The organism is Aquimarina macrocephali, assembly GCF_051627225.1.
GTDB classification, from domain to species: domain Bacteria; phylum Bacteroidota; class Bacteroidia; order Flavobacteriales; family Flavobacteriaceae; genus Aquimarina; species Aquimarina macrocephali.
This window is the reverse complement of sequence record NZ_CP151795.1, coordinates 4,671,381-4,697,093: the sequence shown is the minus strand read 5'-3', so window position 1 is coordinate 4,697,093 and position 25,713 is coordinate 4,671,381. Positions and strand designations below refer to the sequence as shown.

At 32.1% G+C, this 25,713-nt stretch carries 22 protein-coding genes; 9 read left to right on the top strand and 13 right to left on the bottom strand.

Going from position 1 to position 25,713, the window contains the following annotated elements:
• Positions 1–2: 2 nt before the first annotated feature.
• Positions 3–1,232, bottom strand: a complete 1,230-nt coding sequence (locus AAFU52_RS20845; RefSeq protein ID WP_438426650.1) for an HD domain-containing protein — start codon at positions 1,230–1,232, stop codon at positions 3–5.
• 145 nt (positions 1,233–1,377) lie between these two features.
• Between AAFU52_RS20845 and AAFU52_RS20840 the strand changes: the two genes are divergently transcribed.
• The 4 genes from AAFU52_RS20840 to AAFU52_RS20825 all read left to right on the top strand — a co-directional run bounded on the left by AAFU52_RS20840 (position 1,378) and on the right by AAFU52_RS20825 (position 5,152).
• Positions 1,378–2,928, top strand: a complete 1,551-nt coding sequence (locus AAFU52_RS20840; RefSeq protein WP_024769293.1) for a bifunctional response regulator/alkaline phosphatase family protein — start codon at positions 1,378–1,380, stop codon at positions 2,926–2,928.
• Between the two features lie 48 nt (positions 2,929–2,976).
• Entirely contained in the window at positions 2,977–3,378 is a 402-nt protein-coding gene (gene tsaE / locus AAFU52_RS20835; protein ID WP_024769292.1) for a tRNA (adenosine(37)-N6)-threonylcarbamoyltransferase complex ATPase subunit type 1 TsaE, read from the top strand.
• 95 nt (positions 3,379–3,473) lie between these two features.
• The gene (locus AAFU52_RS20830; RefSeq protein ID WP_024769291.1) at positions 3,474–4,676 is read left to right on the top strand and encodes an alanine dehydrogenase; all 1,203 of its coding nucleotides are present in this window, start codon (positions 3,474–3,476) and stop codon (positions 4,674–4,676) included.
• A gap of 101 nt (positions 4,677–4,777) precedes the next feature.
• Positions 4,778–5,152 (top strand): DUF4258 domain-containing protein, encoded by a 375-nt coding sequence (locus AAFU52_RS20825; protein WP_024769290.1) that lies wholly within the window; start codon positions 4,778–4,780, stop codon positions 5,150–5,152.
• Position 5,153: 1 nt separating this feature from the next.
• Here AAFU52_RS20825 and AAFU52_RS20820 read toward each other — a convergent pair whose 3' ends face one another.
• The 7 genes from AAFU52_RS20820 to AAFU52_RS20790 form a co-directional block, all read right to left on the bottom strand.
• On the bottom strand, positions 5,154–7,055 hold the full coding sequence (locus tag AAFU52_RS20820) for a tetratricopeptide repeat-containing sensor histidine kinase (RefSeq protein WP_438423426.1): 1,902 nt from the start codon (positions 7,053–7,055) through the stop codon (positions 5,154–5,156).
• A gap of 304 nt (positions 7,056–7,359) precedes the next feature.
• A complete protein-coding gene (locus AAFU52_RS20815) occupies positions 7,360–7,869 on the bottom strand; it encodes a GNAT family N-acetyltransferase (RefSeq protein WP_438423425.1) in 510 nt (169 codons plus the stop codon).
• Between the two features lie 18 nt (positions 7,870–7,887).
• Positions 7,888–8,418, bottom strand: a complete 531-nt coding sequence (locus AAFU52_RS20810; protein WP_438423424.1) for a GNAT family N-acetyltransferase — start codon at positions 8,416–8,418, stop codon at positions 7,888–7,890.
• 51 nt (positions 8,419–8,469) lie between these two features.
• Complete coding sequence (locus AAFU52_RS20805) at positions 8,470–8,931, bottom strand: GNAT family N-acetyltransferase (protein WP_438423423.1); 462 nt, start codon at positions 8,929–8,931, stop codon at positions 8,470–8,472.
• Positions 8,932–8,960: 29 nt separating this feature from the next.
• On the bottom strand, positions 8,961–9,266 hold the full coding sequence (locus tag AAFU52_RS20800; protein WP_438423422.1) for a DUF1272 domain-containing protein: 306 nt from the start codon (positions 9,264–9,266) through the stop codon (positions 8,961–8,963).
• 12 nt (positions 9,267–9,278) lie between these two features.
• Positions 9,279–9,728, bottom strand: coding sequence for a pyridoxamine 5'-phosphate oxidase family protein (locus tag AAFU52_RS20795; RefSeq protein WP_438423421.1), 450 nt, complete (start codon positions 9,726–9,728; stop codon positions 9,279–9,281).
• 8 nt (positions 9,729–9,736) lie between these two features.
• Positions 9,737–10,396 carry a pyridoxamine 5'-phosphate oxidase family protein gene (locus tag AAFU52_RS20790; protein ID WP_438423420.1) on the bottom strand — a complete coding sequence of 220 codons (660 nt, stop codon included), beginning with the start codon at positions 10,394–10,396 and terminating at the stop codon, positions 9,737–9,739.
• An 83-nt stretch (positions 10,397–10,479) separates the two neighbouring features.
• On the opposite strand from AAFU52_RS20790, the gene AAFU52_RS20785 reads away from it, so the two are divergent.
• Positions 10,480–11,985 (top strand): PLP-dependent aminotransferase family protein, encoded by a 1,506-nt coding sequence (locus tag AAFU52_RS20785; protein ID WP_438423419.1) that lies wholly within the window; start codon positions 10,480–10,482, stop codon positions 11,983–11,985.
• 95 nt (positions 11,986–12,080) lie between these two features.
• Here AAFU52_RS20785 and AAFU52_RS20780 read toward each other — a convergent pair whose 3' ends face one another.
• From AAFU52_RS20780 to AAFU52_RS20770, 3 genes are all read right to left on the bottom strand, one after another.
• The gene (locus AAFU52_RS20780; RefSeq protein WP_438423418.1) at positions 12,081–12,650 is read right to left on the bottom strand and encodes a pentapeptide repeat-containing protein; all 570 of its coding nucleotides are present in this window, start codon (positions 12,648–12,650) and stop codon (positions 12,081–12,083) included.
• Between the two features lie 19 nt (positions 12,651–12,669).
• Positions 12,670–13,047 carry a VOC family protein gene (locus tag AAFU52_RS20775; RefSeq protein ID WP_024769280.1) on the bottom strand — a complete coding sequence of 126 codons (378 nt, stop codon included), beginning with the start codon at positions 13,045–13,047 and terminating at the stop codon, positions 12,670–12,672.
• A gap of 123 nt (positions 13,048–13,170) precedes the next feature.
• Positions 13,171–14,343, bottom strand: coding sequence for a proline dehydrogenase family protein (locus AAFU52_RS20770; protein ID WP_024769279.1), 1,173 nt, complete (start codon positions 14,341–14,343; stop codon positions 13,171–13,173).
• Positions 14,344–14,493: 150 nt separating this feature from the next.
• Here AAFU52_RS20770 and aroB point away from each other — a divergent pair, with 150 nt between their 5' ends.
• Entirely contained in the window at positions 14,494–15,564 is a 1,071-nt protein-coding gene (aroB, locus tag AAFU52_RS20765; protein WP_024769278.1) for a 3-dehydroquinate synthase, read from the top strand.
• 75 nt (positions 15,565–15,639) lie between these two features.
• Here aroB and AAFU52_RS20760 read toward each other — a convergent pair whose 3' ends face one another.
• A complete protein-coding gene (locus AAFU52_RS20760; protein ID WP_438423417.1) occupies positions 15,640–18,378 on the bottom strand; it encodes a tetratricopeptide repeat-containing sensor histidine kinase in 2,739 nt (912 codons plus the stop codon).
• 201 nt (positions 18,379–18,579) lie between these two features.
• On the opposite strand from AAFU52_RS20760, the gene AAFU52_RS20755 reads away from it, so the two are divergent.
• Positions 18,580–19,293 (top strand): hypothetical protein, encoded by a 714-nt coding sequence (locus AAFU52_RS20755; RefSeq protein ID WP_024769276.1) that lies wholly within the window; start codon positions 18,580–18,582, stop codon positions 19,291–19,293.
• A gap of 65 nt (positions 19,294–19,358) precedes the next feature.
• On the opposite strand, the gene AAFU52_RS20750 is transcribed toward AAFU52_RS20755, so the two are convergent.
• Positions 19,359–21,461: a M12 family metallo-peptidase gene (locus AAFU52_RS20750; RefSeq protein WP_438423416.1), complete on the bottom strand. Its 2,103-nt coding sequence runs from the start codon at positions 21,459–21,461 to the stop codon at positions 19,359–19,361.
• Positions 21,462–22,039: 578 nt separating this feature from the next.
• Between AAFU52_RS20750 and uvrA the strand changes: the two genes are divergently transcribed.
• Positions 22,040–24,868, top strand: coding sequence for an excinuclease ABC subunit UvrA (uvrA, locus tag AAFU52_RS20745; RefSeq protein WP_438423415.1), 2,829 nt, complete (start codon positions 22,040–22,042; stop codon positions 24,866–24,868).
• Between the two features lie 24 nt (positions 24,869–24,892).
• Positions 24,893–25,582, top strand: coding sequence for a TIGR00730 family Rossman fold protein (locus AAFU52_RS20740; protein ID WP_024769273.1), 690 nt, complete (start codon positions 24,893–24,895; stop codon positions 25,580–25,582).
• Positions 25,583–25,713: the final 131 nt, after the last annotated feature.

Genomic DNA, 25,713 nt, shown 5'->3' with positions numbered 1-25,713 from the left:
TGTTAATGTTTGTACTTTGGATAGCACATAAAATATTTGGTTACTGGTTTTGATAGGGCTTCAAGATTAAACTCATCTGTAGCTTTAACTACATCTACAATTTTTCTTGACTTATATAAAATATTTATATTCTGCTTGTTAAGGTGGTAAGCCTGGTTAGAAATAGTCCCTTCAAAAATAAAATAACGAGCTTCTTCATCAGAAATTTTATATTGTTTCTTAAATTTTTCGATATGATTTTCTTTTTTATGATTCTGAAAAGGCTTCTTTTTAATTTTTATTTTCAAAAGATCCCTATCAATAATCATCGAAGACAACGTGCTTAAAACAAAATCTTCTGAACGTGACCATTCTTTCATTGCCGAAATAATATCATAATCATCTAATCTAGAAAATGTTTCCAAAACTTCGGAAGTGAAGTTTTCTGCTGTTATCTTATTTTTGAGAAAAAACGTTAGTGCTTCACTTGCTTTTAGTGTCACCCCAGTATCTGCCAATTCTTTAGCTCTTTTTAATACTCTAATCAATAAATTCTCTGCTACTAAGCTTGTTTTATGAAGATATACCTGCCAATACATCAAACGCCTAGCTAGTAAAAACTTCTCAACAGAATAAATTCCCTTTTCCTCTACTACTAATTCATCATTAACAACAGTAAGCATGGTAATCAAACGCTCACTATTAATATTTCCTTCGGCTACACCAGTATAAAAACTATCCCGTTTCAAATAGTCCAAACGATCCATATCCAGTTGGCTCGAAATCAACTGGTGTAAAAAATTACGATGGTATTCTCCCTTAAAAATCTGAATTGCCAGCGTTAAACTACCGTTAAATTCTTCATTAATCTTCTCCATAAACATGAGGGAAATAGATTCATGATTCACCTCATTTACAATACTATGTTCCATCGCATGAGAAAAAGGACCATGACCAATATCATGTAATAAAATTGCTGCACAAAGGGCTTCCTCCTCTTCTTCAGAAATGGTAACTCCTTTAAAACTAAGAACTCTCACAGCTTTTTGCATAAGATGCATACATCCTAAAGCATGGTGAAATCTAGTATGATGTGCTCCCGGGTATACCAAATATGAGAGCCCCATCTGAGATATACGACGTAACCTCTGAAAATACTTATGTTCGATCAGATCAAAAATTAGTTCATTCGGTATCGTAATAAAACCGTAAATTGGGTCGTTTAATATTTTAAGCTTATTTCTTTTTTTCAAGTTCATCTTGCATTTACGGGAGCAAATATACATATATGCTAGGCATATAAAACATTTCAAAATGAAATTAAATTATTAAAGTTTTCTTAGTAAAGTGAACAAATAGGCTAAATATTAAGTTTATAAACAAAAAAAATAAAATTTGATGAGTAAAATAAAGATACTTTGGGTAGATGATGAGATTGATTTGCTTAAGCCACATATATTATTTTTGGAACAGAAAAACTATGACGTAACCAAGTGTCAAAGTGGTACTGAAGCATTAGATATAATAGACGATAATAATTTTGACATCATTTTTTTGGATGAAAACATGCCTGGACTTTCTGGGATAGAAACATTATCAGAAATTAAGGAAAAAGAAGATAGTATTCCTGTAGTAATGATTACCAAAAGTGAAGAGGAATATATCATGGAAGAGGCAATTGGTAGTAAGATTGCTGATTATCTAATCAAGCCCGTTAATCCAAATCAAATACTTCTAAGTTTAAAGAAAAACCTGGATAACTCTCGTTTAGTTTCAGAAAAAACTACAGCCAATTACCAGCAGGAGTTTAGAAAGATAGCTATGGATATGGCTATGGTAAATTCATACGAGGAGTGGTCTGATTTATATCAAAGACTAATTTACTGGGAACTACAACTAGAGAATATTGAAGATACCGGGATGTTCGAAATTTTAGAATCACAAAAAGTAGAAGCCAATTCGCAATTCTGCAAATTTATCGATAAAAATTATCCCGATTGGTTTGATAAAAAAAATGAGGCACCAATAATGTCTCACACTTTGTTTAGAGAAAAAGTAGTACCCGAAATTAGTAAAAATCAACCTACTCTTTTGGTAGTGATTGATAATCTACGATATGACCAATGGAAAGCTTTTGAACCTACGATAAATAACTATTATAAAAAGGAGCAGGAAATTTCGTATTGTAGCATTTTACCAACAGCAACTCAATATGCCAGAAATTCAATTTTTTCTGGTCTTATGCCCTCTGAAATGAAAAAAATGCATCCTGATCTCTGGTTAGATGATACAGATGAAGGAGGAAAAAATATGCATGAGAATGATTTTCTAACTGCACAATTAAAACGATTGGGCATGGATATCAAACATGAATATTATAAAATCACTAATGAAAGATCGGGAAAAACTTTAGCTGCAAATTTCAAAGGATTAAAAGATAATGATTTAACAGTCGTAGTATATAATTTTGTGGATATGCTTTCGCATAGCAAGACAGAAATGGAAGTTATTAAAGAACTTGCTTCAAACGATAAATCGTATAGATCTTTGACTCAAAGTTGGTTTAGAAATTCTCCTTTACTGGAAATGATACAGCAAGCGCAGCAACTAGGATTTAAATTACTGATAACCACAGATCATGGTACAATAAATGTAAAAAACCCATCTAAGGTAATAGGTGATAAAAACACAAGCCTTAACCTACGATACAAGACAGGAAAAAGTCTTACCTATGAAAGAAAGGAAGTTTTGGAAGCTACAAACCCAAAAGAAGTACATTTGCCATCAATAAATATGAGCAGTTCTTTTATTTTTGCAAAAGGAGATTATTTCTTTGCATATCCCAATAACTATAATCATTATGTTGGTTATTATAGAAATACATATCAACATGGTGGAGTATCTTTAGAAGAAATGATCATTCCTTTTATAGTATTAAATCCAAGATAATTTCAAGATTTTTGTAGTATTCTGGATTTAGAATATCGAATTATTAAAATGACAATAGAATATACCTTGCAGGACCTTCCTGATGTGGCAGAAAAAATAATCTCAAATGCAGCGAGTAAAATAATTCTCTTTGATGGTGAGATGGGAGTTGGTAAAACTACTTTAATAAAAGAAATATGTAAACATCTGGGGGTAAAAGATATTATCTCCAGTCCTACCTATTCTTTGGTCAATGAATATGAAAGTAATAAAGGATTAGTATATCATTTCGATTTCTACAGAATAAAAGAAGAAGAAGAAGCGTATCAAATAGGGTTTGAAGAATATTTGGATTCTGATGCATGGATATTTATAGAATGGCCACAAAAAGTTTCTAGCTTATTGCCAGAAAACTGTGTTACTATTACTATCCATTTACTTGATGATAAAAAGCGTATTCTTTCGTTTTAGACGTATTGATTATTAAGTTTATACTATCAAATAAGCGATCCTATTTGTTTTCTTGGCATTTTTATTCGTAATTTGAGTTACAGAATTTCACGCAAATGAGTACACCAAAATCTCCTTTTACCAAAGAGCAGCTGCTACCGCAGGAAGAAATGATCGAAGTAGCCCGCAAAAAAGGAAAACTTTTTATTGGAATCCCAAAAGAAACCCATTATCAAGAAAAACGAGTATGTCTTACTCCAGATGCTGTGGCTGCACTAACAGCACATGGTCATCGAGTTTTATTAGAAACCAATGCTGGTATTGGAGCTAGTTTTACCGATAGAGATTATAGTGAAGCTGGTGCAGAAATCACTAATGACAAAAGAAAAGTTTTTGGATGTCCGATTATTTTAAAAGTAGAGCCGCCTTCTTTAGAGGAACTTGAGTTTATAAACCCACAAACCGTACTAATTTCTGCTCTACAGCTTAAAACACAGTCCAAAGAATATTTTCAGGGACTTGCTAAAAAAAGAATTACAGCACTTGGTTTTGAGTTTATTAGAGATATCGATGGTGCCTATCCTGCTGTAAGAGCACTTAGCGAGATTGCAGGAACAGCAGCAGTACTCATTGCTTCAGAATTAATGAGTAGTGTCACAACTATGGGGTCAGGATTAATGATGGGTAATATTAGTGGTGTACCTCCTGTAGAAGTCGTTATTCTTGGCGCAGGTACTGTTGGCGAGTTTGCTGCACGTTCGGCTATTGGGTTAGGTGCAAATGTAAAGGTCTTTGACAACTCTATTACCAAACTTCGTTGTATACAAACTAATGTAGGCAGGCCATTATACACATCTACTATTCAACCAAAAAATCTATTAAAAGCTTTACGCCGTTGTGATGTGGTAATTGGAGCTATAAGAGGAAAAAACCGTGCTCCGATTATAGTTACAGAAACAATGGTAGAAGCTATGAAACAGGGAGCAGTAATCATTGATGTAAGCATAGATATGGGCGGATGTTTTGAAACAAGTGAAGTTACTTCTCACGACCACCCTACTTTTGAAAAACATGGAGTTATACATTATTGCGTACCCAACATCCCTTCTCGATATGCCAGAACATCTTCATTATCGATAAGCAATATCTTTACACCTTATTTATTACAAATTGGTGATGAAGGAGGAATAGAAAATGCCGTACGCTTCGATCGAGGACTTAAGAATGGGTTATATTTTTATCATGGAATTTTGACCAGCAAACCTATTGCTGATTGGTTTGATCTTTCTTATAGAGATATAAACCTATTAATTTTATAGCATTTATGTTCTAATTTTTTTACAGTAAACTTTGCAACTCATAAGAGTATAATTCTTTAAAACTTTACTTACTTTTGGCATCATAATATTGCATTCTGTTTATGAAATTAGCACAACGATTATTTTATTACTTAGGTGGATTTGCCATCGGTCTTATTCTTTTATTTTTCTTTTTGGGCGGAAAAAAAGCTTCTTGTGACTATGGTCCCTCGGCCAGGGTTCTTAAAAACATCAGAATAAAGAAAAAAACTTTTTCTGAACAAGCATCAGACAACATGCTGAAATACCAAATAGACACTGCAGATATTGCATTATTATTAACAAATGGAGATGTAAGTTTTTCTAAAAGTAATACCAAACTAGATTCCTGCAAAATCTATTTCATTGAAGGTTCTGTTAAAGAAAAAAATATTAGCATGCTTATTGAAAATTGTGATTCTATTGCCAGAGTTAATGTGTTGGATATTATTCAATAATTTAACTATACTTACTTATTCTTATCGGAAGTTCTACGCAAATTACCGTACCAATACCATAGTTAGAATCTATTTTTATAAGTCCATTATTATCTGATATTCTTTGTTTTATACTTCTTAATCCAACTCCCGAATTGTTTTTTTTAGTATTAAAACCTCTACCATTATCTTCAACTATCATATTCACTATATTACTTTCTTCATGAATTGCAATATTTATGGATACTTCGGTCGCCTGGGCATGCTTATTTATATTAGTTATCAATTCTTGAATAATTCTATAAATTGTTAATTGTAGACTTTCTGATATACTATTTAGTTTTTTCTCAGGATGAATATAATATTTATACTCTATATCTTTACTGGTAGAAAAATCAACTAGTTCTTTCATTAAATCTGTAAAATACAAGTGATTAATATTTTTTGGCATTAAGTCATGAGAAATGGATCGAATTTCATTGTAAGTAGAATCTACACTAGTAATTATGGGCTCTAACTCTGAAGGCAATCTATTCTTTATACGATTCAATCGCATCTTGATAGCAGCTAAACTCCCTCCAATGCCATCATGTAAGTCTTTTGAAATTCTTTCTCGTTCTTCATTTTGACCATCAACATACGCCTTGATTTTTTGCAACTTATGTGTATCTAATAAATTGCTAACCTTTTCCTCGTTTAGCTCTTTCTGATTCGTATATAATAGTTTTTGACTCTTCAAACGTTGTATATACATATATAATATCATACTTAATAGCATGACCAATACTATAGCAATAACGATATGTGTTCTTTGAGTAAGCACCAACTCTTTTTGACGTGCTATTTCTAATTCTTTTTTTGAAGTTTCATATTTAGCCTCTATTTCAAATATTTTTTGATTACGGTTAAAATTATATAAACTATCAATTGCATTACGATATCTAACGATGTATCGCCTAACCTTTTTAATATCGGATTGCAAAGCATATACAAGTATCATATTATTTGCAACTGTAGAAAGTGCCTGATAATTACCAGTCTCCTTAGCCAATTCTTCAGCTTTTTTTAAATAAACTAATTCCTTTTCATAATCTTTTTCTTTATGATATATCACAGATAGATTAATCAGAACCATGCTATATAAATTTATATAGCCGAATTCTTTAGTCAATTTACTTGCTTCAATTAGATATTCTTTAGACTCCTCAATCTTTTTTAATTTGTAATGCATCGCTCCTAGATTGATTAAAATCTTACAAATATTATTGTTGTCTTTTAGTTCCTTATACAACTCTAAGCTTTTTAAAAGATTAGCTTTTCCGTTATAATAATCCTTATTACTATATTGAATCAATCCCAAAGAGTTATATGCAGCTGCCAGTAAATGATCTAATTCTGTTTCTTCGATGATAAGCTGTAGATAATGCTTTGCTTTATCAAAACTCGCTAGTTCTCTATGTACCTCAGAAAGTTTATAATACAATTCATGTTTTTGTTTTGGATTTGGATTATTTTCTATTTTCTGTAATGCTTCAAAAATTAACTCTACAACTTTTTCCTGATCTCCGCGTATACTATTTAATTGGCTCATTCTTATTACTGAAAAAGCAAACAAAGTATCACTATCAACGGTTCTACTTATATCAAGAGCTTTGTCATAAAACACAACTGCAGAATCTGACTTCGCTAAATTCTCATAAGCGGTGGCTAGTTTTACATAACTACTAACCATGTAGGTATTATTTTTAGATTTCACACTATAGTCTACCATCCCTCGAGCATGTAGTAATGCTTTATCAGATGACTCGTTCTCAATACTATCAAATTGCCTCTCAAGAGTTTTGAAATAATCCTGCTGACTATACAGATGGAACGTTGAAAGAATAAAAACTAGGGTAAGAATATTGTTATGAATGCTATTCATTACACAAAAATAAAGTTAGGTTTATTCACATTGTAGTTACACTCATAAAAAGAAATAAATGAGTTAGGTGGTAATATACTAATTGTTTAGATATAAAATTGATCTCCAAAAGGAATTCGGACAAAAATATCCGAAAAAAGATCACTTTTTACAGAACTACATTCATATTTGGAATAAAAAATTAAAACTGAGTAACTGTAATTTACAATAAAGAAAAGCCTGAAGATTCTCCTCTTTTCTTCAAAAATGTGGTTGCTCGACTTCGAATCTTTTATTCAAAAAAAGCAACACATATCTTTATTCTTTAACTGAGTTTTGTGAAGAAACCAAGTTTCATGGTATACACCCAATATCTTTTTCCTAATCGTTCAATTTCTTTTACTCTTTTAAATCCTTTTTTCTCATACATGATCCGAGCAGCATTCATAAACTCTGATGTATGCAGTGCAATGATTTTTTCTTCACTCTTTTTTGCATACCTTATACAGAGATCAACTAGTTCTTTTCCTATTCCAAGACCTCGATATTTTGGATCAACACCCAAGAATCGTATATAGCACCAATCAGATTCGTACAATTCTGTTGGGTTTCCATTTGGAATGAAATAAATCATCCCAGCTATACCCGAATCTATTTCACAAATAAAAATTTTACTAATTTCTATAAGATTTAATACATTTTCTTCGCTTTCTAAAATAGCACTCAATGTGTTCCAGTTCTCTGTACTTAATACATTTGAAAACTCTGCATATGAAATTTTTCCTAATTGTCGTAATCCTTCCAGGTCATTTATATCGGCTACTCTATACTTCAAATCTTTACTTATTTACAATTATTTCAGTTTAGTTTTCATTGCCCAAAACTCAAAAGTTTCATCGCCAATAGTAAAGTTATGTTCTCCGGCAATTTGATAGCCTTTCTTTTTATAAAAAGCAACAGCTTGTTTTTTTAGTTTCAGATTAGATAACCATAGGTAATTGTGTTTACTATCAACAGCAGCTTGTACAATACATCGATGTAACTTCCCTCCTATACCTCTTGCCTCATATCCTTGTAATAAATATATACGCTGAAGCTTACAAATATTCTCTTCATCAATAAGTTCTGAAGGGGAATCTAATTTTAATTTGGCATATCCAATTGGTAATGAGTTATAAGTGTCAGTAACCAACCAATATAGATTTTCGGGTTTTGTCAAACTATTTTTGATTTTTTCAATAGAAAAAGCCCAATCCAAATAACTTATCAGGTTATTCTTATTATTAAAAAATTCTCCATAAGATTCATCAAAAGTTTTTCTTCCTAAAGACGAAATCTTTTCTGCATCCTCTATAGTTGCTCTTCTTATATCAATCGTCTTCATTTTTTATCATCTTTTCTTCAGTAAATTTATTTAAGTTACTATTTTAGAATCTCAATTATTTCTAATAGTGTAACTGTATGCATAAAAATCTTCATCCTTTACAAATCCAATCTTTTCATACAATCTTTGAGCTGTAGCATTATCTTTTCCTGTTCCTAAATCTACTCTTATAGCTCCAACTTGTTTTGCTAAATCAAAAGCTGAATTAATTAACCGTTCTGCAACTCCTTTTTTACGATACTCAGGTACCACAAATAAATCATTCAAAATCAATATTTCCCCCTGTGATACTGAACTAAATGAATAGTAATTTAATACGAAACCTGCAGGGTTGCTAGTATTATCATCTAAAGCTAAATAGACTGTTGCTTCTTTATTTTGAAGCCTTTCTTTTAGATAAGACCTGTACTTGTTTGTATCTGAAGGCTTCTTATAAAAAACCATATATTGATCAAATAATTGTGTCAAAACATCTAATTCTTCAACAGTAGTTTCAATAATTTTAATATTCATTTTTTGTAGTATGTTACTTAGATTTGTTCTTATCTTTTTCTTGGTTCTATGTTAGTAAACTCTTTCAAAATCTCTTTAAAAGCATTTTCATTAATTGGTTTGTATACTACTCTTATACCTACAGGGTGTTTTTCAACGCAATTACCCGTTAGGCAATTTACCGGTCGAGTTGGTCTTTTTTCAAAACCACCTCCGCAATTAGGACATACATTATGCAGAACAGTATCCACACAACTAGTACAAAAGGTACATTCATAAGAACAAATCATTGCCTCATCACTATCATTAGGTAAAGCTTTATTACAATGCTCACAATTAGGTCTTATTTCTAACATATCCTTGTTTTTTTATGGTTTGTATTGCTTTAGCGCACTTTGTATTTGTTGTTCTTCAGTAGTTTCTGGATATAAAATATATTTTGGTGCTAGTATTCGCTTTACCTCTTTAACAACAATATTTGTGATTGTTGCGAATGGAAACTTACCACCCGTTATCTGTAACAAAGGGGTTTGGATAGAAGTATAATCTGGATCATCCTTTGCCACAATATTAGCCACTCCTTTTAACTGAAAACCTTTTTGAACAAAGACATCTATAAAACTAACACATACATTATTATTTTCTCTAATATTTTTAACGGTTTGTGGAGAAGCAATATTGGCAATAATAATATTAGTATTACTATAATACGTAAAAACTTCTTTGGGTGATACATTAGGAATATTATCCAATGAAGATGTAGCTAACCAGCATAAAACACTTTTATTAACATATTCTTTTATTTCGGTAGTAAGCATTTCTATTATTATTTATTATTCTTCACATAATTTAATACTGCTTTTGGCACTTCTATATTTTTTGGTAGATCATTATCAGAAATCGCATCAAAAGCTACTTGTTTAATAGGAACTACTCCAGCCCATATCGGTAAATCAAGATCACTAGGTTCGTCATTTACTCCTTCTGCTCTTACTTTTGCTGAAGCCGTTTCTATACTAATTTCTAAAACTAAAGTTCCTTTAAATTCTTTTTCGTTTGGTTGCCTCACATTATCCCAATGACCAGGAACCATATGATTAAGTATGCATTCCAGAGCGTCCATTTTTTCTTGTGGATCTTCTACTTTTTTCACTTTACCAAATACATTCACCGATCTATAATTTGCAGAATGATGAAAAGCCGACCTTGCTAATACCAATCCATCAAGATGCGTTACTGATATACTAGCTTCTCCCGCATCCAACAAACTCAACATCATGCGGTTCTTTAGTGATCCATGCAAATAGATCTTATCATCCTTTCTGGCGTATGCCATAGGAATCACAATAGCCTGATTTTTAAAAACATACCCAACATGACATAAAAATGCATCATCCAATATGGAATTAATAGTATTTACATCGTAATTTGCTCTTTTTGGACCACGAACTACTTTATTAAGTTCTGAAATTGAATATTCTGCCATAATTTGTTTTATTTCTTACTCAAAAATAATAGTTTTATGGTGTGTTAAAGTAATCCAGTTTATAAATAATTAGTAGTCCAGTTTTGTTTCCATTTAAAAATAACATAATCCTTGTCAGAAATAGTAATCGCAATCTATACCTTCAATTATGTGATCAGATTATTGGATTCATAAAATCTGGAAAGCTACCGCCTTCTACAAAATTGCCAGGGTCTCGAAAACTAGCTAACGATCTTAACATTCATCGCAAAACAGTAATTTCGGCATATGAAGAACTTATCTCACAAGGATGGGTTGAGGCTATTCCAACAAAAGGTACCTTTGTTACCAGTTCTCTACCTGTAGTTAATCCTAAAAATTTTGTTCAACCAGCTCCAAAAAACAACAGAAAAGAGAAAAGCGGTTTCCCATTCCTGACTCGACCACATTTAATACGTAAAACTAAGAATAAAATCAATCAAAAAATGCTAGTTGTTGATGATGGATGTCCCGATCATAGATTAGCACCTATAGAGGAAATTGCAAAAATATATCGAAACATTACTAAAAAAAGTTACCATGAAGATTTACTTACCTATGGTTCTACATATGGAAATTTAGAACTTAGAAAAGCTTTGGTTACTTATCTTAATCAAACCAGAGGATTGCATATTACTATTGATAATATTTTAATTACTCGTGGAAGCCAGATGGGAATCTATTTAAATGGCCAATTACTACTTTCTGCAAAAAATAAGATTATTGTTGTTGGCAATACCAATTATATGACTGCTGATAATACATTTAGAGAGGCAGGTGCACATATAGAGCAAGTACCAGTAGATAACCAAGGATTGGACACCAATGCCATCGAAAAACTTTGTAAAACCAAACAAATTAGTGCTGTTTATGCTACTTCTCACCACCATCACCCAACTACCGTAACGCTTTCTGCAGAACGACGCATGCATTTATTGCAATTAGCTCAATATCATAATTTTGCAATTATAGAAGATGATTATGACTATGATTTTCATTATAGTAATGCTCCAATTTTACCCTTAGCCAGTAATGATGACCACGGAAATGTAATCTACATTGGAGGGTTCACCAAGATCATCGCCCCCTCTATTCGGATTGGATATTTAGTTGCTCCAAAAGATTTTGTTGACGAAGCTGCCAGGTTAAGACGGATTATCGATCGGCAAGGTGATGCTCTGCTAGAACAAACTCTGACTCAAATGATTAGTACAGGAGATGTACAAAGACATTGTAACAAGGTTCTTAAAATTTATAAAACACGAAGAGATCTGTTTTGCTCTTTATTAAAAGAAAAATTAGATGATTATTTTGATTTTGAAATCCCTAAAGGCGGAATGGCGATATGGGTAAAACTAAACAAAGCATACCATTGGGATACAATATGTGCTGAAGCCGAAAAACTAGACATGGAGCTTAACCCGGATTGGCGTCGCTATGATAATGATAACTCAAGACATAATGGAATTAGAATGGGATTTGCTTCATTAAATGAAGAAGAGATTCGCGAAGTCATTGAGCGATTGGTAACAATTTTTACATCAATTAATATCACATCCAATTCTAATTGATATGATAATCATCAATATATTCTTTTGGATATCGTTCATAAAGAATTTTAAGATATTGATTTTTCAACCTCTTTATCTTTAAAGCCCTAAAAAAACTACTCAATATCCAAATCATATTTTGTCAACAACCCTATAAGTCCTGATGCACTAAATCTGGCTCTCTTTAGCTTATTGATTTCTGGATCAATTGTAAAGTTTTTAGAGGTTCTAAAATCAACTTTATCTGCAATAGTTCTTTCAAAAATTGCTCCTGATAAATTACAATTAGACAATATTGAACCAGTAAGGTTGGTATCTGTAAAATCTGCTTCTTTTAAGCTACAATCGTTAAACCTAGTATTTTTCATAGAAAAACCATAAAAAGATATATAATCAAGGTTGCAGTGATCAAATTTTACTTCAAATAGAAAATCATTGCATGTACCAAAATCTAATCCCAGCATTTTACAAGCTTCGAAAGTAACTTCCTGAAAAGAAGTCTCTTTCATCATTACAACATTAAAATTACAGGTATCAAATCTACATTCTAAAAAAGTAACCACAGACATATCTGTCTTAGAAAAATTACAATTTATAAATATGCAATTATCATATTCTCTTGATGGTAATTTTTGATTAGAAAAATCCTGATTTTCAAAGGTTTGATCGATGACTGGATTACTCATAAAAATAGGTATCAATACGTTAGTTTATTCTCCAGGGTGGATTTTTTCTATTATTTCCAGCAAAATACAAAATGATTAGGTTACCATCAGGATCTTTAAGTCTTGCTTCTCGCCATAACCATCGTTGATCTGTTGGCAGTAAGTCGAATTGCAGTCCTTCACTAGTAAGACGCTCTACTTCTTTATCTAATTTTTCAGTTTCAAAATATATATGTACACCATTATTTCCGGGCAATGCATCAACCAGGTGGATAGAAAAAGTAGCATCACCATCTACACATTCAAAACGCGCATACTGCGGTAATGATTCAACAATAAGATGTAAACCTAGTTTCTTATAAAAAGAAATAGATGTTTCAACATCAAGGGATGGGATGGTAACTTGGTTTAGATTCATTTTTATATTCTTTTTAACTTATAAAAACAGTACTATATACCTCATTTTATCCCATATACATCTTTTAAAATCTGTAAATACGAGAAATTCTGAAATTTCGTTTTCAAAATTTCTAAGGTATACCTATAGTCTTCTTCTTTTCTTCTCTTGAGAAAGTAAATTTAATTCTCTACTGGTTTGTCCAGCAACCGAAGTATTTTCCTCTGCTCTTCGAATTAGGTATGGCATTACATCACGTACAGGGCCAAAAGGCAGGTATTTTGCCACATTATACCCTTCTTCTGCCTGATTAAAACTAATATGATCACTCATACCATATAATTGTCCAAACCAAACTCTAAAGTCATCTTTGGCAATATTAAGTTCTGTCATTAATTTCATTGCCAAGTAACTACTATCTTCATTATGCGTTCCTATAAAAACAGAGATATCTTCTATGTTTTTAAGAATATATTTCATTGTAGTATCAAAGTTCTGATCTGTATGTTCTTTATCTTTACAAATAGGTGTAGGATATCCTTTTTCATTAGCACGTTCGTTTTCTTTTTCCATATACGCGCCACGTACAATCTTTATACCAATCTTAAAATCATATACCCTTGCTTCTTCATGTAGTTTTTGTAAATACTCCAGGCGATCATGTCTATAAAGTTGCAATGTATTATATACTATAGCTTTTTCTTTATTATACTTTCTCATCATTTTAGCCACCAATTCATCTGCAGCTCCCTGCATCCAGCTTTCTTCTCCATCGATTAGTAAAGCTACATCGCAATCATGGGCTTTTTTGCATACCATATCAAAACGTTCTTCGATACGCTCCCACTCTTTTTCTTCTTCTGCATTTAAAGGAGTGCCTTCGGTTTTCTTTTGCCAAATTAAAAAACGACCAAATCCTGTAGGTTTAAATACCCCAAAAGGCATTGCATCTTTTTGATCTGCAAACTCCAAAAGTTTTATCGTTTTCTCTAATACGGCATCAAATTGTGCCTCCTCTTCTTTTCCTTCTACCGAATAATCTAATACAGAACACACCTTTTTGCCATACATGTTATCTACTACCGATAAACAATCTTCTTCACTAACTCCTCCACAGAAATGATCAAAAACAGTTGCTCTTATCAACCCTTGAACTGGCAAATGTGCTTTTATGGCAAAATTTGTAACCGCAGTTCCTATTCTAACCAAGGGTTCATTAGAAATCATTTTAAACAGAAAGTACGCTCTTTCTAGCTCTGAGTCGCTTTTTAAGGTAAATGCAGTCTCAGTATTATCAAACAAATTGTTTTGGTTCATCAAAAGTTAATTTTAAAAATATGCACGTAGAAATATGATTAATTTCTATGCATACATTGCATTTATTTTAAGATATCTGCAAATATAGAACTTGCGAGTTTATTTTATTATAAATTCTGCTTAATTTCGCTCCTCATAATTTAATACTATATGAAGCCCATAGTTTCAAAAGATTCAGTCGTTTATTTTGGTCAGGAATGCTATACTGCATTAAACACTTACCTCTCAACAGCAAACCATTCAAAAATATGTATTCTGGTGGATGATAACACCCATGAACATTGTTTGTCTTTATTGATGAGTAAGATTGAAAAAGAATATGATATCGAGGTTATTGAAATAGAGAATGGTGAAATTCATAAGAATATTGAAACGTGCAGTGGTATCTGGAATGCTCTTTCTGAATTAGGTATGGATCGAAAAAGTTTAATGATCAATCTGGGTGGTGGTGTTATTACAGATCTAGGTGGTTTTATAGCTTGTACCTACAAAAGAGGAATTAGCTATATCAATATCCCAACTTCACTACTGGCAATGGTAGATGCTTCTGTAGGAGGAAAAACCGGTGTTGATCTGGGTAACTTAAAAAATATGGTAGGTGTAATTAGTGAATCCGAAATGGTTCTTGTTGATACAGAATACCTGGGAACCCTACCAGTAAATCAAATGTGTAGCGGGTTTGCAGAAATGCTAAAACACGGCCTTATTCAAGATCGAAGTTATTGGAAAAAAATAAGCGATCTTTCTCAACTTAATTTTGAAGATCTGGATCAAATGATCTATGACTCTGTGGTGATTAAAAACAAGATTGTTTCTGAAGACCCTACTGAGCAAAATGTTCGTAAGTATCTTAACTTTGGTCATACACTAGGTCATGCTATCGAATCTTTCTATCTAACTCATCCAGAAAAACCTACACTACTACATGGTGAGGCAATTGCTATAGGAATGATCATGGAAGCTTATATATCTACAGAACTACTATCCTTAGCAAGGGAAGATTTGCAATATATTGGAGCAGTAATTTTGGCTACGTTTCCAAAAATAGATATTGACGCAGGAGATTATAAAAGTATTATGGAACTTCTTATTCATGATAAAAAGAATGAAAAAGGAAATATTTATTTTGTTCTATTAAATACTATTGGTGAAGCAAAATATAACTGTGTCGTATCTGATGAGTTGATTCTTAAATCCTTTGAGTATTATGCTTCTTCATAATGTAAGAGATACAGTGTGTTTATTTCATGATTAACTAGTGCTGCGATATAGGTTTCATTATCACATTCTTTTTCTTTAAGCAGGGATATCGATTTCAATAATGGTACCTCTATCAATCATAGTATCTATATGCATGTTACCACTTAGCGCCTTAGTACGGGACAATATATTATTCAACCCTATTCCTTTTGAAATGTTTTCTGTATCAAACCCTACTCCATTATCTTCGATAATAAACTTAATTCGTTTGTCTAGTATAGTAAACTGTAAATTTACCTGATCTGCATGGGAATGTTTAATAATGTTATTCATTAATTCCTGGGTAATTCTATATAGCTCAATTTTTATCTTATCTGTTAGTTGATTAAACCTTGATGATGGATAAAAATCATTATTTATAATGAATGAGCAGGTTTTGGATAGATTACTCAAATACTCTTTTATTAATTTCTCAAATGAACTTTTTAGGATTTTTGGAGGTATTAAATCATGAGAAAGCGTACGAACCTCATTATATGTTCCATCAACATTTTTAATTACTTTTTGAAGCTCACGATTAGAGTTATTTGACAACTTAGACAAATCAAGCTTTATTGCAGCAAGATTCCCCCCGATACCATCATGTAATTCTTTTGCTATTCGTTCTCTTTCTTTTTCTTGACCATTGATATTAGCGTTTATTGTTTCTATCTCTTTTCTTGCAATAATTTTTTGTGTTTTTAATCGTTGTCGATAATACATTAATGCAAAAAATGAAACTATAAGAGCTAGGACTCCACCACCTATTATAATATTTCTGATCAGCAATTCTCTCGCTAAACGGGATTTCTGTATACTTAGCTGGTTATTTTTGATTTCTTTTTCTGCAATCTGCAGATTATTTTGCATATTTAACTGTTCGATCTCGCTATGTTTTCGAGCCGCTTTTAATTGAATTATATCACGTTCTTTTCGCTCTCTTTCTAAATCTTTTTCCAGATTTACTCGATATAACTCATTCTTTTGACTATTAAATAAAATGGTTTGATACTCCTTTTCTTTTTGCAAAAATAATATCTCTTTTTCCTTTTTATCGGTATCATACTTTATCTGTATATCTGCAATTTGCTTAATCTTATTAAGATTAAAAATACTATCTTTTACAATAGAGTATTTTTTATAGTACTCTAAGCCTTTTTCATATTTATTTAATTTTTCATAACATTTGGATAACCAAAAATAATTATTCTTGACTTCCATTTTAGATTTCATTACTATAGATGTTTTTAAGCTTTTCTTAAAAAACATCTCTGCCTTTTCGTATTTCTGAAGTTCGTAATAAATTGTACCTAACCTTGTGTATGATTCTATTTCTGGTTTTTTAAATTCTTTCAATTTATCTTCCATATTCAAAACCTGAAGCATTAAATCGAGGGCCTCTTCAATTTCACCCTGATTATACTTACATTCTGCCATAGTATTATAGTAAAGTATCAGTTCTCTAGAGTTACCCATTTTTTTCACCTTATCATGTGCTTTTTCTATATACAACATAGCTTCTTCAAATAGTTTTTGTTTCACTTTTAAAGCTCCCAAGTTCAAATAAGAAACCGCAATACCTTTCTGATCCCCCAATTCTTCGCATAACACCACCCCGTTTTGATAATTTTCTTCTGCTTTGCTAAAATTATTTAATCGGTAAAAAGCTTCTCCAATATAGTTATACAGTACAGATAGTGAACTTTTATCATTTAACGTTTCATAAAAACCTAAACTTTTATATAAATACTCAATGCTTTTTTCATAGCTCCCTTGTTCTATATGTATAGCCCCAATTTTTCTATATATACTAGCTTTCCCCTTTTTATTATTTGTTTTATTTACTACTCTTAAAGCTTTAACAAAATAATTCATAGCTTTCTCATAGCCTCCTTTACCAAGGGAATTTTCTCCTAGACCAGAGTATACAAGTATTATCCTATTATGATATCCATACTGTTCGCATGTTTTTAAAGCATCCATAAAATACTTCTCTGCTTCCTTAAATTTCTCATAGTTGCTAAGAGTTACCGCCCAATTGATATTTATTGCACTACTTGCTCTTGGATTCTTCTTTTCTACCGCTAACTGAAGAGCTCTTTGATAATGCTCACTTATCTTATCTAAATCTCCATGTTGATAAGCGATAATATCGGCAATCTTTACATGTAGATTAATCTGTAAATTTTTATCTTTTAATGATTTAGCTAATTTTAATGCTTCCAGTGCAGAGCTTTCAGCTTCCTCCATTTTCCCTCTTTCAAGATAAATACTCACAAGATTATTAATACTCCATGCAATCTTTTTTTTATCACCTATTTTTTTGCTAATTTTTAATCTCTTAAGATAATATTCCTCAGCTTTGTCGTAATTATTTGTTTTAATATATAACTCTCCCAAGTATCCATATAAATCAACTTCATCTTTTTCACTTTTAACCATAGAAAATACATCTTTTGCTTGTTCAAGATGTTTTTCAGCTTCGTCAAATTTACCCGAGACAGTATATGCATCTCCAATTAGAATATGAGCTCTTCCCATATTTAACTGATCATTATATTTTTCACTTAACAGTATGGATTTGTTTGCATACCTAATGGCTTCTTTTTGCTCGCTGTTCTGGTAACATTTGGCCAATGCTAATAATATAGAAATACGTTCTCTCTCATTAGAATTAGCTAATCTAGTAGTAAGACTATCAATAACATCAAGGTTTTGTGCCTGAACCACTGGAAACGATAAAACAAGTATAAGAAAGATTTTAACGAAGAATTTTGATTTTAAAATATTTTTCAAAACACAAGGGGTATTTTTTGGTGAGTACGCTAAAATAAATAATTCACCAGTTAAATCCTATAAAACTAATTTCGTATACACTATAGCTACTTAATTGATCAGAAGTAGTCTGTGCCTCTTCTATAACTTAATATTAAAAAGTCATATTCTTAGTATTTTATTACATTCGTAAAAGACAAAACACACTAAAATCATAACCTCTTGAGAAAAAAACTAATAAAGCTTCTTAAAATACTATTGTTAAGCATACTTGCATTGGTGATTATTACTGTTACAACTTTGTATTTTTCTTTACATGAAAAACTTCCTGAAGGGAAATCTGGACCAGAAGCTGATGAATTTGCATTAAAAATACTAGATGCCGTTAAACATGATAACTACCTGAACACTGATTATTTGCAATGGACTTTTAGAAGTAAAAATCACTATCTATGGGATAAAAAGTCAAATACGGTAACTGTAAAAACAGAGGATAACTCAGTACTTCTACATTTGGATTCTCCAGAAAAAAACCGAGTACTAAGTACAATGTATTTTAATGATCAGGAAAAGAAAAAAATGGTAGAAAAAGCATTGATGAATTTTAATAATGATTCTTTTTGGTTGATTGCTCCTCATAAACTTTTTGACAAAGGAGCTATTCGTAAATTAGTAACCTTAGAAAATAATACTAAAGGATTATTAGTTACTTATCAGTCCGGAGGAACTACTCCTGGAGACTCTTATCTCTGGAAAGTAGATACAAACTACAGGCCAACAAGTTACAAAATGTGGGTATCTATCATCCCGATTGGAGGTCTCGAAGCTTCCTGGGAAAACTGGACAACTACAAAAACAGGAGCCCACCTCTCTCAACAGCATAAATTACTTGGTTTCGGAATCCCAATAAGTAATCTTAAAACCTGGAATGACTAAGACATAAAAAAAGGGTGAAACATATAGTTTCACCCTAATATAATAGCCCAAATGTTACATTATAATTATTTTATAGACACTTTCTGGGTAACTGTCTTTTTAGAATCTGTTACCTGAATAAAGTACATTCCCGGAGAGAGAGAGCTAACATCAATTGTATGACGATCTTTTCCTCCCGGAGGGGTATCTAAACCAACAACTTTTAGCACTCTACCATTGATATCTTTAATAGATAATGTAGAAGAAGTATTTAATACGTTACTTACTTCAATAGTAAGAACTTCATCAGCTGGATTAGGATACGCTTTGATACTTAGTTCTCCCGAAATCTCATCTCTTTGTAGAGAAACTCGAGTAGCAGAACCACAAGACCCAAGATTTTTCCATCCAGTAGATGTTCTTTCATATAAACTTCCTTGATACGTCACCTTATCTCCTACAGAATATGTTGTACTGCTAGAATATGGCTGCACTCCTGCACATGGATCATTTGGATTAGTTGGGCATGGTCCCAGGTTTTTCCAACCTGTAGATGTTCTTTCATATAAACTTCCTTGATATGTTACTCGATCTCCTACAGAGTATGTTGTACCACTAGAATATGGTTGCACTCCCTCGCAAGTGATTCCTCCACCGTCATTACAGTTACCCGTAGAAGCATAACTATCTTGACTACATTGAATCGTAAAAGAATCCACAGTAGCATTAGACGAGTTTTTAGCCTCCCAGCTTGCTCCTCTAGTAGTTGAAACCTGTCTGGATTGACCAGAATTAATCGAAAACTTAGAGCTATTATTTGTAAAATACTCTAAAGTACAATCTGTATTATTATTAAACGTTACAGTTGCAGAATCACCAGTATTACACCCGGTAGTACCACATGCCTGAAGGCAGCTTGAAGAACTGATCTTGTTACGAATCACATTACCCGGTTGAGTACCAAATCCTTTAGTGAAGTTGATTCCTGCACTAGTAAGATGACAATAACTCATAATAGTACCTCCATCTGATGGGATTGCTGGTCTAGAACAACTACCTTCTACATTATAGCAACCATCAATTGCAGTATTATTACCGTTCCAAACACAAGCTTGAGTATGATTTGAACCCAGGTTATGCCCCATCTCATGTGCAATTACCATTACAGAAAATGAGTATGTAGGTACATTACTAAAAGTTTTATTAATACCAGAAACTCCATATCTATAATTTGACTGACAAACACCACCTAAATATGCCACACCGCCAGAAAAATTATAAGTAACAAAATGTCCAAGATCTGCTCCATTAAGACCATTTTGCTCTCTATAACTTGAATAATCGGATAACCCACTAAAAGGGTTTTGAGAAGTCCACGCGTTTATCTGCGATATTTTCACAGTCACATTATCATTTGAATATAATATAGCTACCTGATTAAATATAGATTGTAAATAATCAGAAGCCTGCTGACTTCCTCCTTTATCCGTTACAACATCATTTCCTATATCAAAGTATACTTTAACACACTTTTCTGCTGCTTTACTGGTAGAAGGATTGTCTGAAAGCTCTTCTTCTGTATAACCTTCATAATTCGCTTCGGTATTACAAGTAAAGTCTTGTAAATGAAGTAAATTATTATCCTCATACATAATGTGTTCTGAACTATTTTCTAATCGTCCCATAACGAGGTTCCCATTACCGCCATCAATACTGATAACCCCAGAAACTTCGCCGTCTAATAAACTAACAGCCGCAATAGAGTTTGTTTTACCTCTTACTACTCCTCTATAATGAGAAACAGTTTTAGTCGATTTAACAACTTTACCCGAGGGCATTTCTACAACTTTAAAATCATCTGTAGCGATATCTACTTTTACTAATTCTAGTACCATCGAAGATTTTTGCCCTGGGATTTCCAAATTCATAGTTTTGGGAGCATTAGACTTCATAGACACTAATTTTTTAGTGTCTAAAGAAAATAAAGCATAATCTTTAACCTCTTTTGGTAATTGAACATTTGCTTTTTGTTTAACAGTCATTAAACTAAACAAATTAACTTCTTGAAAATCGGAACCCTGTGTTTTTTGTTGTTTTACCAACTCACCAGGTGTATGCTGCCGCTGTTGAGCGTGCATAAAATTTATTACCATGAAAAAGGTAATTGCAATTTTGAACATGTTTTTCATCGTGATTAGTTTTAATTTTGAAGAATTACTCTATTGACTTTATTGGGCTATTTATACTATCAATAGTAAAAACTTCAAAGAGTTTGTGAATAATTAAGTTACTAATTCTGCATGCCGTTTTAACAAAGTTTATGGGTAGTTTTAAAAAATAGAAATCATTCAATCTTTTAGTTAAAAAACTAAAATATTCTCATTACAAGAGTTATTTGGGTAAAAAAAAACATCAAAAAAGAGCATAGTACTGGATATATATACTTCCAAAATTTAGTCATAAAATCAAATAAATACCTAATAATTGACAATAAAAAAATTTGAGAATGCAACCCATTCAAAATTTCACAAAACTTCTTACTTGTTAAAAAAAAATTCTTACATGCACTTTAAAATGAAAGAAAAATAATACATTCAAATTATGTTTTTTCCATACATAAGATATTGTTTTTCAGTTATTTAAAATATTTTAAAAAAAATAAAAAACTATTATATCTAATAAAAATGTTGATTTAACATAACTGAAACTTATCCAATTTCACAAAACGCTGCCAAATAACTACATTTGCAATCTTGGTTTAAAATTTATGGTAGCATCAGAAGAAAATATTGAGGTTTTAGGAGCACGTGTTCACAACTTGAAAAATATAGACGTTACCATACCTCGTGAAAAGTTAGTAGTGATTACAGGTTTATCAGGGTCTGGTAAATCTTCCTTAGCCTTTGATACCATATATGCAGAAGGACAACGACGTTATATAGAAACTTTTTCTGCCTATGCCAGGCAATTTTTGGGAGGATTAGAACGGCCAGATGTGGATAAAATTGACGGGCTTTCTCCCGTTATTGCAATCGAGCAAAAAACAACCAGCAAAAGCCCACGCAGTACCGTTGGAACCATCACAGAAATCTATGACTTTCTTAGGTTATTATTTTCTAGAGGAAGTGATGCCTACAGCTATAATACCGGAGAAAAAATGGTAAGTTATAGTGATGAGCAGATCAAGGATCTAATTTTAAAAGATTTTTCTGAAAAAAAAATCAGTATCCTGGCTCCTATTATTCGTTCTAGAAAAGGACATTATCGGGAGTTATTTGAGCAAATTGCAAAACAAGGCTTTGTAAAAGTACGTACCAATGGTGAGATCAAAGATATCACCAAAGGCATGAAACTTGATCGCTATAAAACTCACGATATTGAAATCGTTATAGATCGATTAATGGTTACCAAAGATCAGGATAACTCAAAACGCCTGATGGAAACAATCAATACTGCAATGTACCATGGTAATGACGTATTGATGGTAATCGAACAAGAATCTCAAGAAGTACGTTTCTTCAGTCGAAATTTAATGTGCCCATCTAGTGGTATTTCATATCCTAACCCAGAACCCAATAATTTTTCATTTAACTCCCCAAAAGGAGCTTGTCCCAAATGTAATGGTATTGGTAATTTATATGAAGTAAACTTAAAAAAGATCATCCCAGATGATTCTATATCTATAAAAAATGGAGGATTAGCTCCGCAAGGACCTCAAAAAAACAATTGGATTTTTAAGCAATTAGAATTAATTGCGCAACGATATGATTTTAAATTAAGTGATCCTATAAAAAAGATTCCCAAAGAAGCCATGCAAATTATCCTTCATGGTGGAAAAGAAAAGTTTACTGTAAACAGTAAATCTCTTGGGGTTACCAGAGACTATAAAATTGATTTTGAAGGAATCGCTTCGTTTATCGATAATACATATAGAAATAATGACTCCACTTCATTACGAAGATGGGCCAAAGATTTTATGGATAATATTCAATGCCCGTCTTGTGAAGGGTCAAGATTGCGTAAAGAGTCCTTATATTTCAAAGTAAATACAAAGAATATAGCAGAATTATCTGCAATGGATATTAATGAACTTTCCGATTGGTTTAAATCTCTTCCAGAACATTTAAGCGAAAAACAAAATAAGATTTCGGGAGAAATATTAAAAGAAATTAATGCCAGACTTCAATTTTTGGTAGATGTAGGGCTCACCTATTTATCTTTAAACCGAAGTAGTAAATCACTCTCTGGTGGTGAAGCGCAACGTATACGACTAGCTACTCAAATTGGATCGCAACTCGTAGGAGTTTTATATATTCTGGATGAACCCAGTATTGGTTTACACCAGAGGGATAATCAAAAATTAATTAACTCACTAATTCAGTTACGGGATATTGGTAATTCTGTTATCGTTGTAGAGCATGATAAAGATATGATTGAGCGTGCTGATCATGTTATCGACATAGGTCCTTTGGCAGGAAAACACGGTGGAGAAATTATTAGTGAAGGTACTCCCGAAGAATTACAAAAACACAATACACTTACAGCTGATTATTTAAGTGGTAAAAAGCAAATCGAAACCCCTTCCAAACGAAGAAAAGGGAATGGAAAAACTATTTCACTAAAAGGAGCTACCGGAAATAATTTAAAGAATGTATCTATCGATATTCCTTTAGGCAAAATGGTTGCCGTTACAGGAGTTTCGGGTAGCGGAAAATCTACACTCATTAACGAGACACTCTACCCTATCTTAAATGCGTATTATTTTAATGGTGTAAAAAAACCAATGCCATATAAAAGTATCAAAGGTCTCGAACACTCTGATAAAGTAATTGACATTAATCAATCTCCTATAGGTCGCACACCACGATCTAATCCTGCAACATATACAGGTGTTTTTTCTGAAATAAGAAGCTTATTTGCCAAAACTCCCGAGGCTATGATTCGCGGATATAAACCAGGACGTTTTAGCTTTAATGTTCAAGGAGGAAGATGTGAAACCTGTAAAGGTGGTGGATTAAGAGTGATAGAAATGAACTTCTTACCCGATGTATATGTTGAATGTGAAACTTGCCAGGGAAAACGATTTAATAGAGAAACTTTAGAGATTCGATATAAAGGAAAATCCATTTCTGATGTCTTAGAAATGACAATTAATGAATCCTGCATATTTTTTGAGCATATCCCAAAGATTTCAAGAAAATTAAAAACTATCCAAAATGTTGGCTTAGGATATATTACCCTAGGACAACAATCAACTACACTATCTGGTGGTGAAGCACAACGTATCAAACTAGCAACAGAACTATCAAAAAGAGATACCGGTAACACTTTTTATATTCTTGACGAACCTACAACGGGTCTTCATTTTGAAGATATTCGTGTTTTGATGGACGTACTAAATGAATTAGTAAATAAAGGAAATACAGTTTTAATTATTGAACACAATATGGATGTAATCAAAATGGCTGATTATATTGTTGATATCGGATATGAAGGAGGAAGAAATGGAGGGAAAATCGTGGCTAAAGGAACGCCAGAAGAAATTATAAAAGATAAAAAAAGTTATACTGCACAGTTTTTAAAGAAAGAACTGTAAGTAACAATATAAAAAAATAAATTTATGAGAAAAGAGCAACACCATAAAGGCTGGAATGAAATAAAAACAAATGATTCATGGGCAATCTTCAAGATTATGGGAGAATTTGTTAATGGGTTTGAAAAAATGAGTAAAATAGGGCCTTGTGTATCTATTTTTGGATCTGCCCGTACAAAAACAGATGATAAATACTATCAATTAGCCGTAGATGTCGCCAAAGAAATTGTAGATCAAGGCTATGGAGTTATTACTGGTGGAGGTCCCGGTATAATGGAAGCGGGAAATAAAGGAGCACATTTAGGAGGAGGAACTTCTGTTGGGCTCAATATAGATTTACCTTTTGAGCAACATGACAATCCATATATCGATAGCGATAAAAGCTTAGATTTTGACTATTTTTTTGTGCGTAAAGTGATGTTTGTAAAATATTCTCAAGGATTTGTAGTTATGCCAGGAGGGTTTGGAACTTTGGATGAATTATTCGAAGCAATAACATTAATACAAACCAAAAAAATTGGGAAATTTCCTATTATATTGGTAAGTACCGAGTTTTGGGGAGGACTCATAGATTGGGTAAAAAGCACATTGTTACAAAAATTCGGAAATATAAGCCCCGGGGATTTAGATCTAATACACATTGTAGATACCCCAGGTGAAGTATTAGGAATTTTAGATGATTTTTATGGAGAGTATAATTTAAGTCCGAATTTCTAATTCATTTTATTATCAATCAATCATTAATATAAAATCGATTTTGAAGAGTATCATAGTAAGGCATTGCTATAAGTAATAAAGTTTTGATAGATAAATCCAGATGGGTAACATTATTCCTTTTTGATTTATAT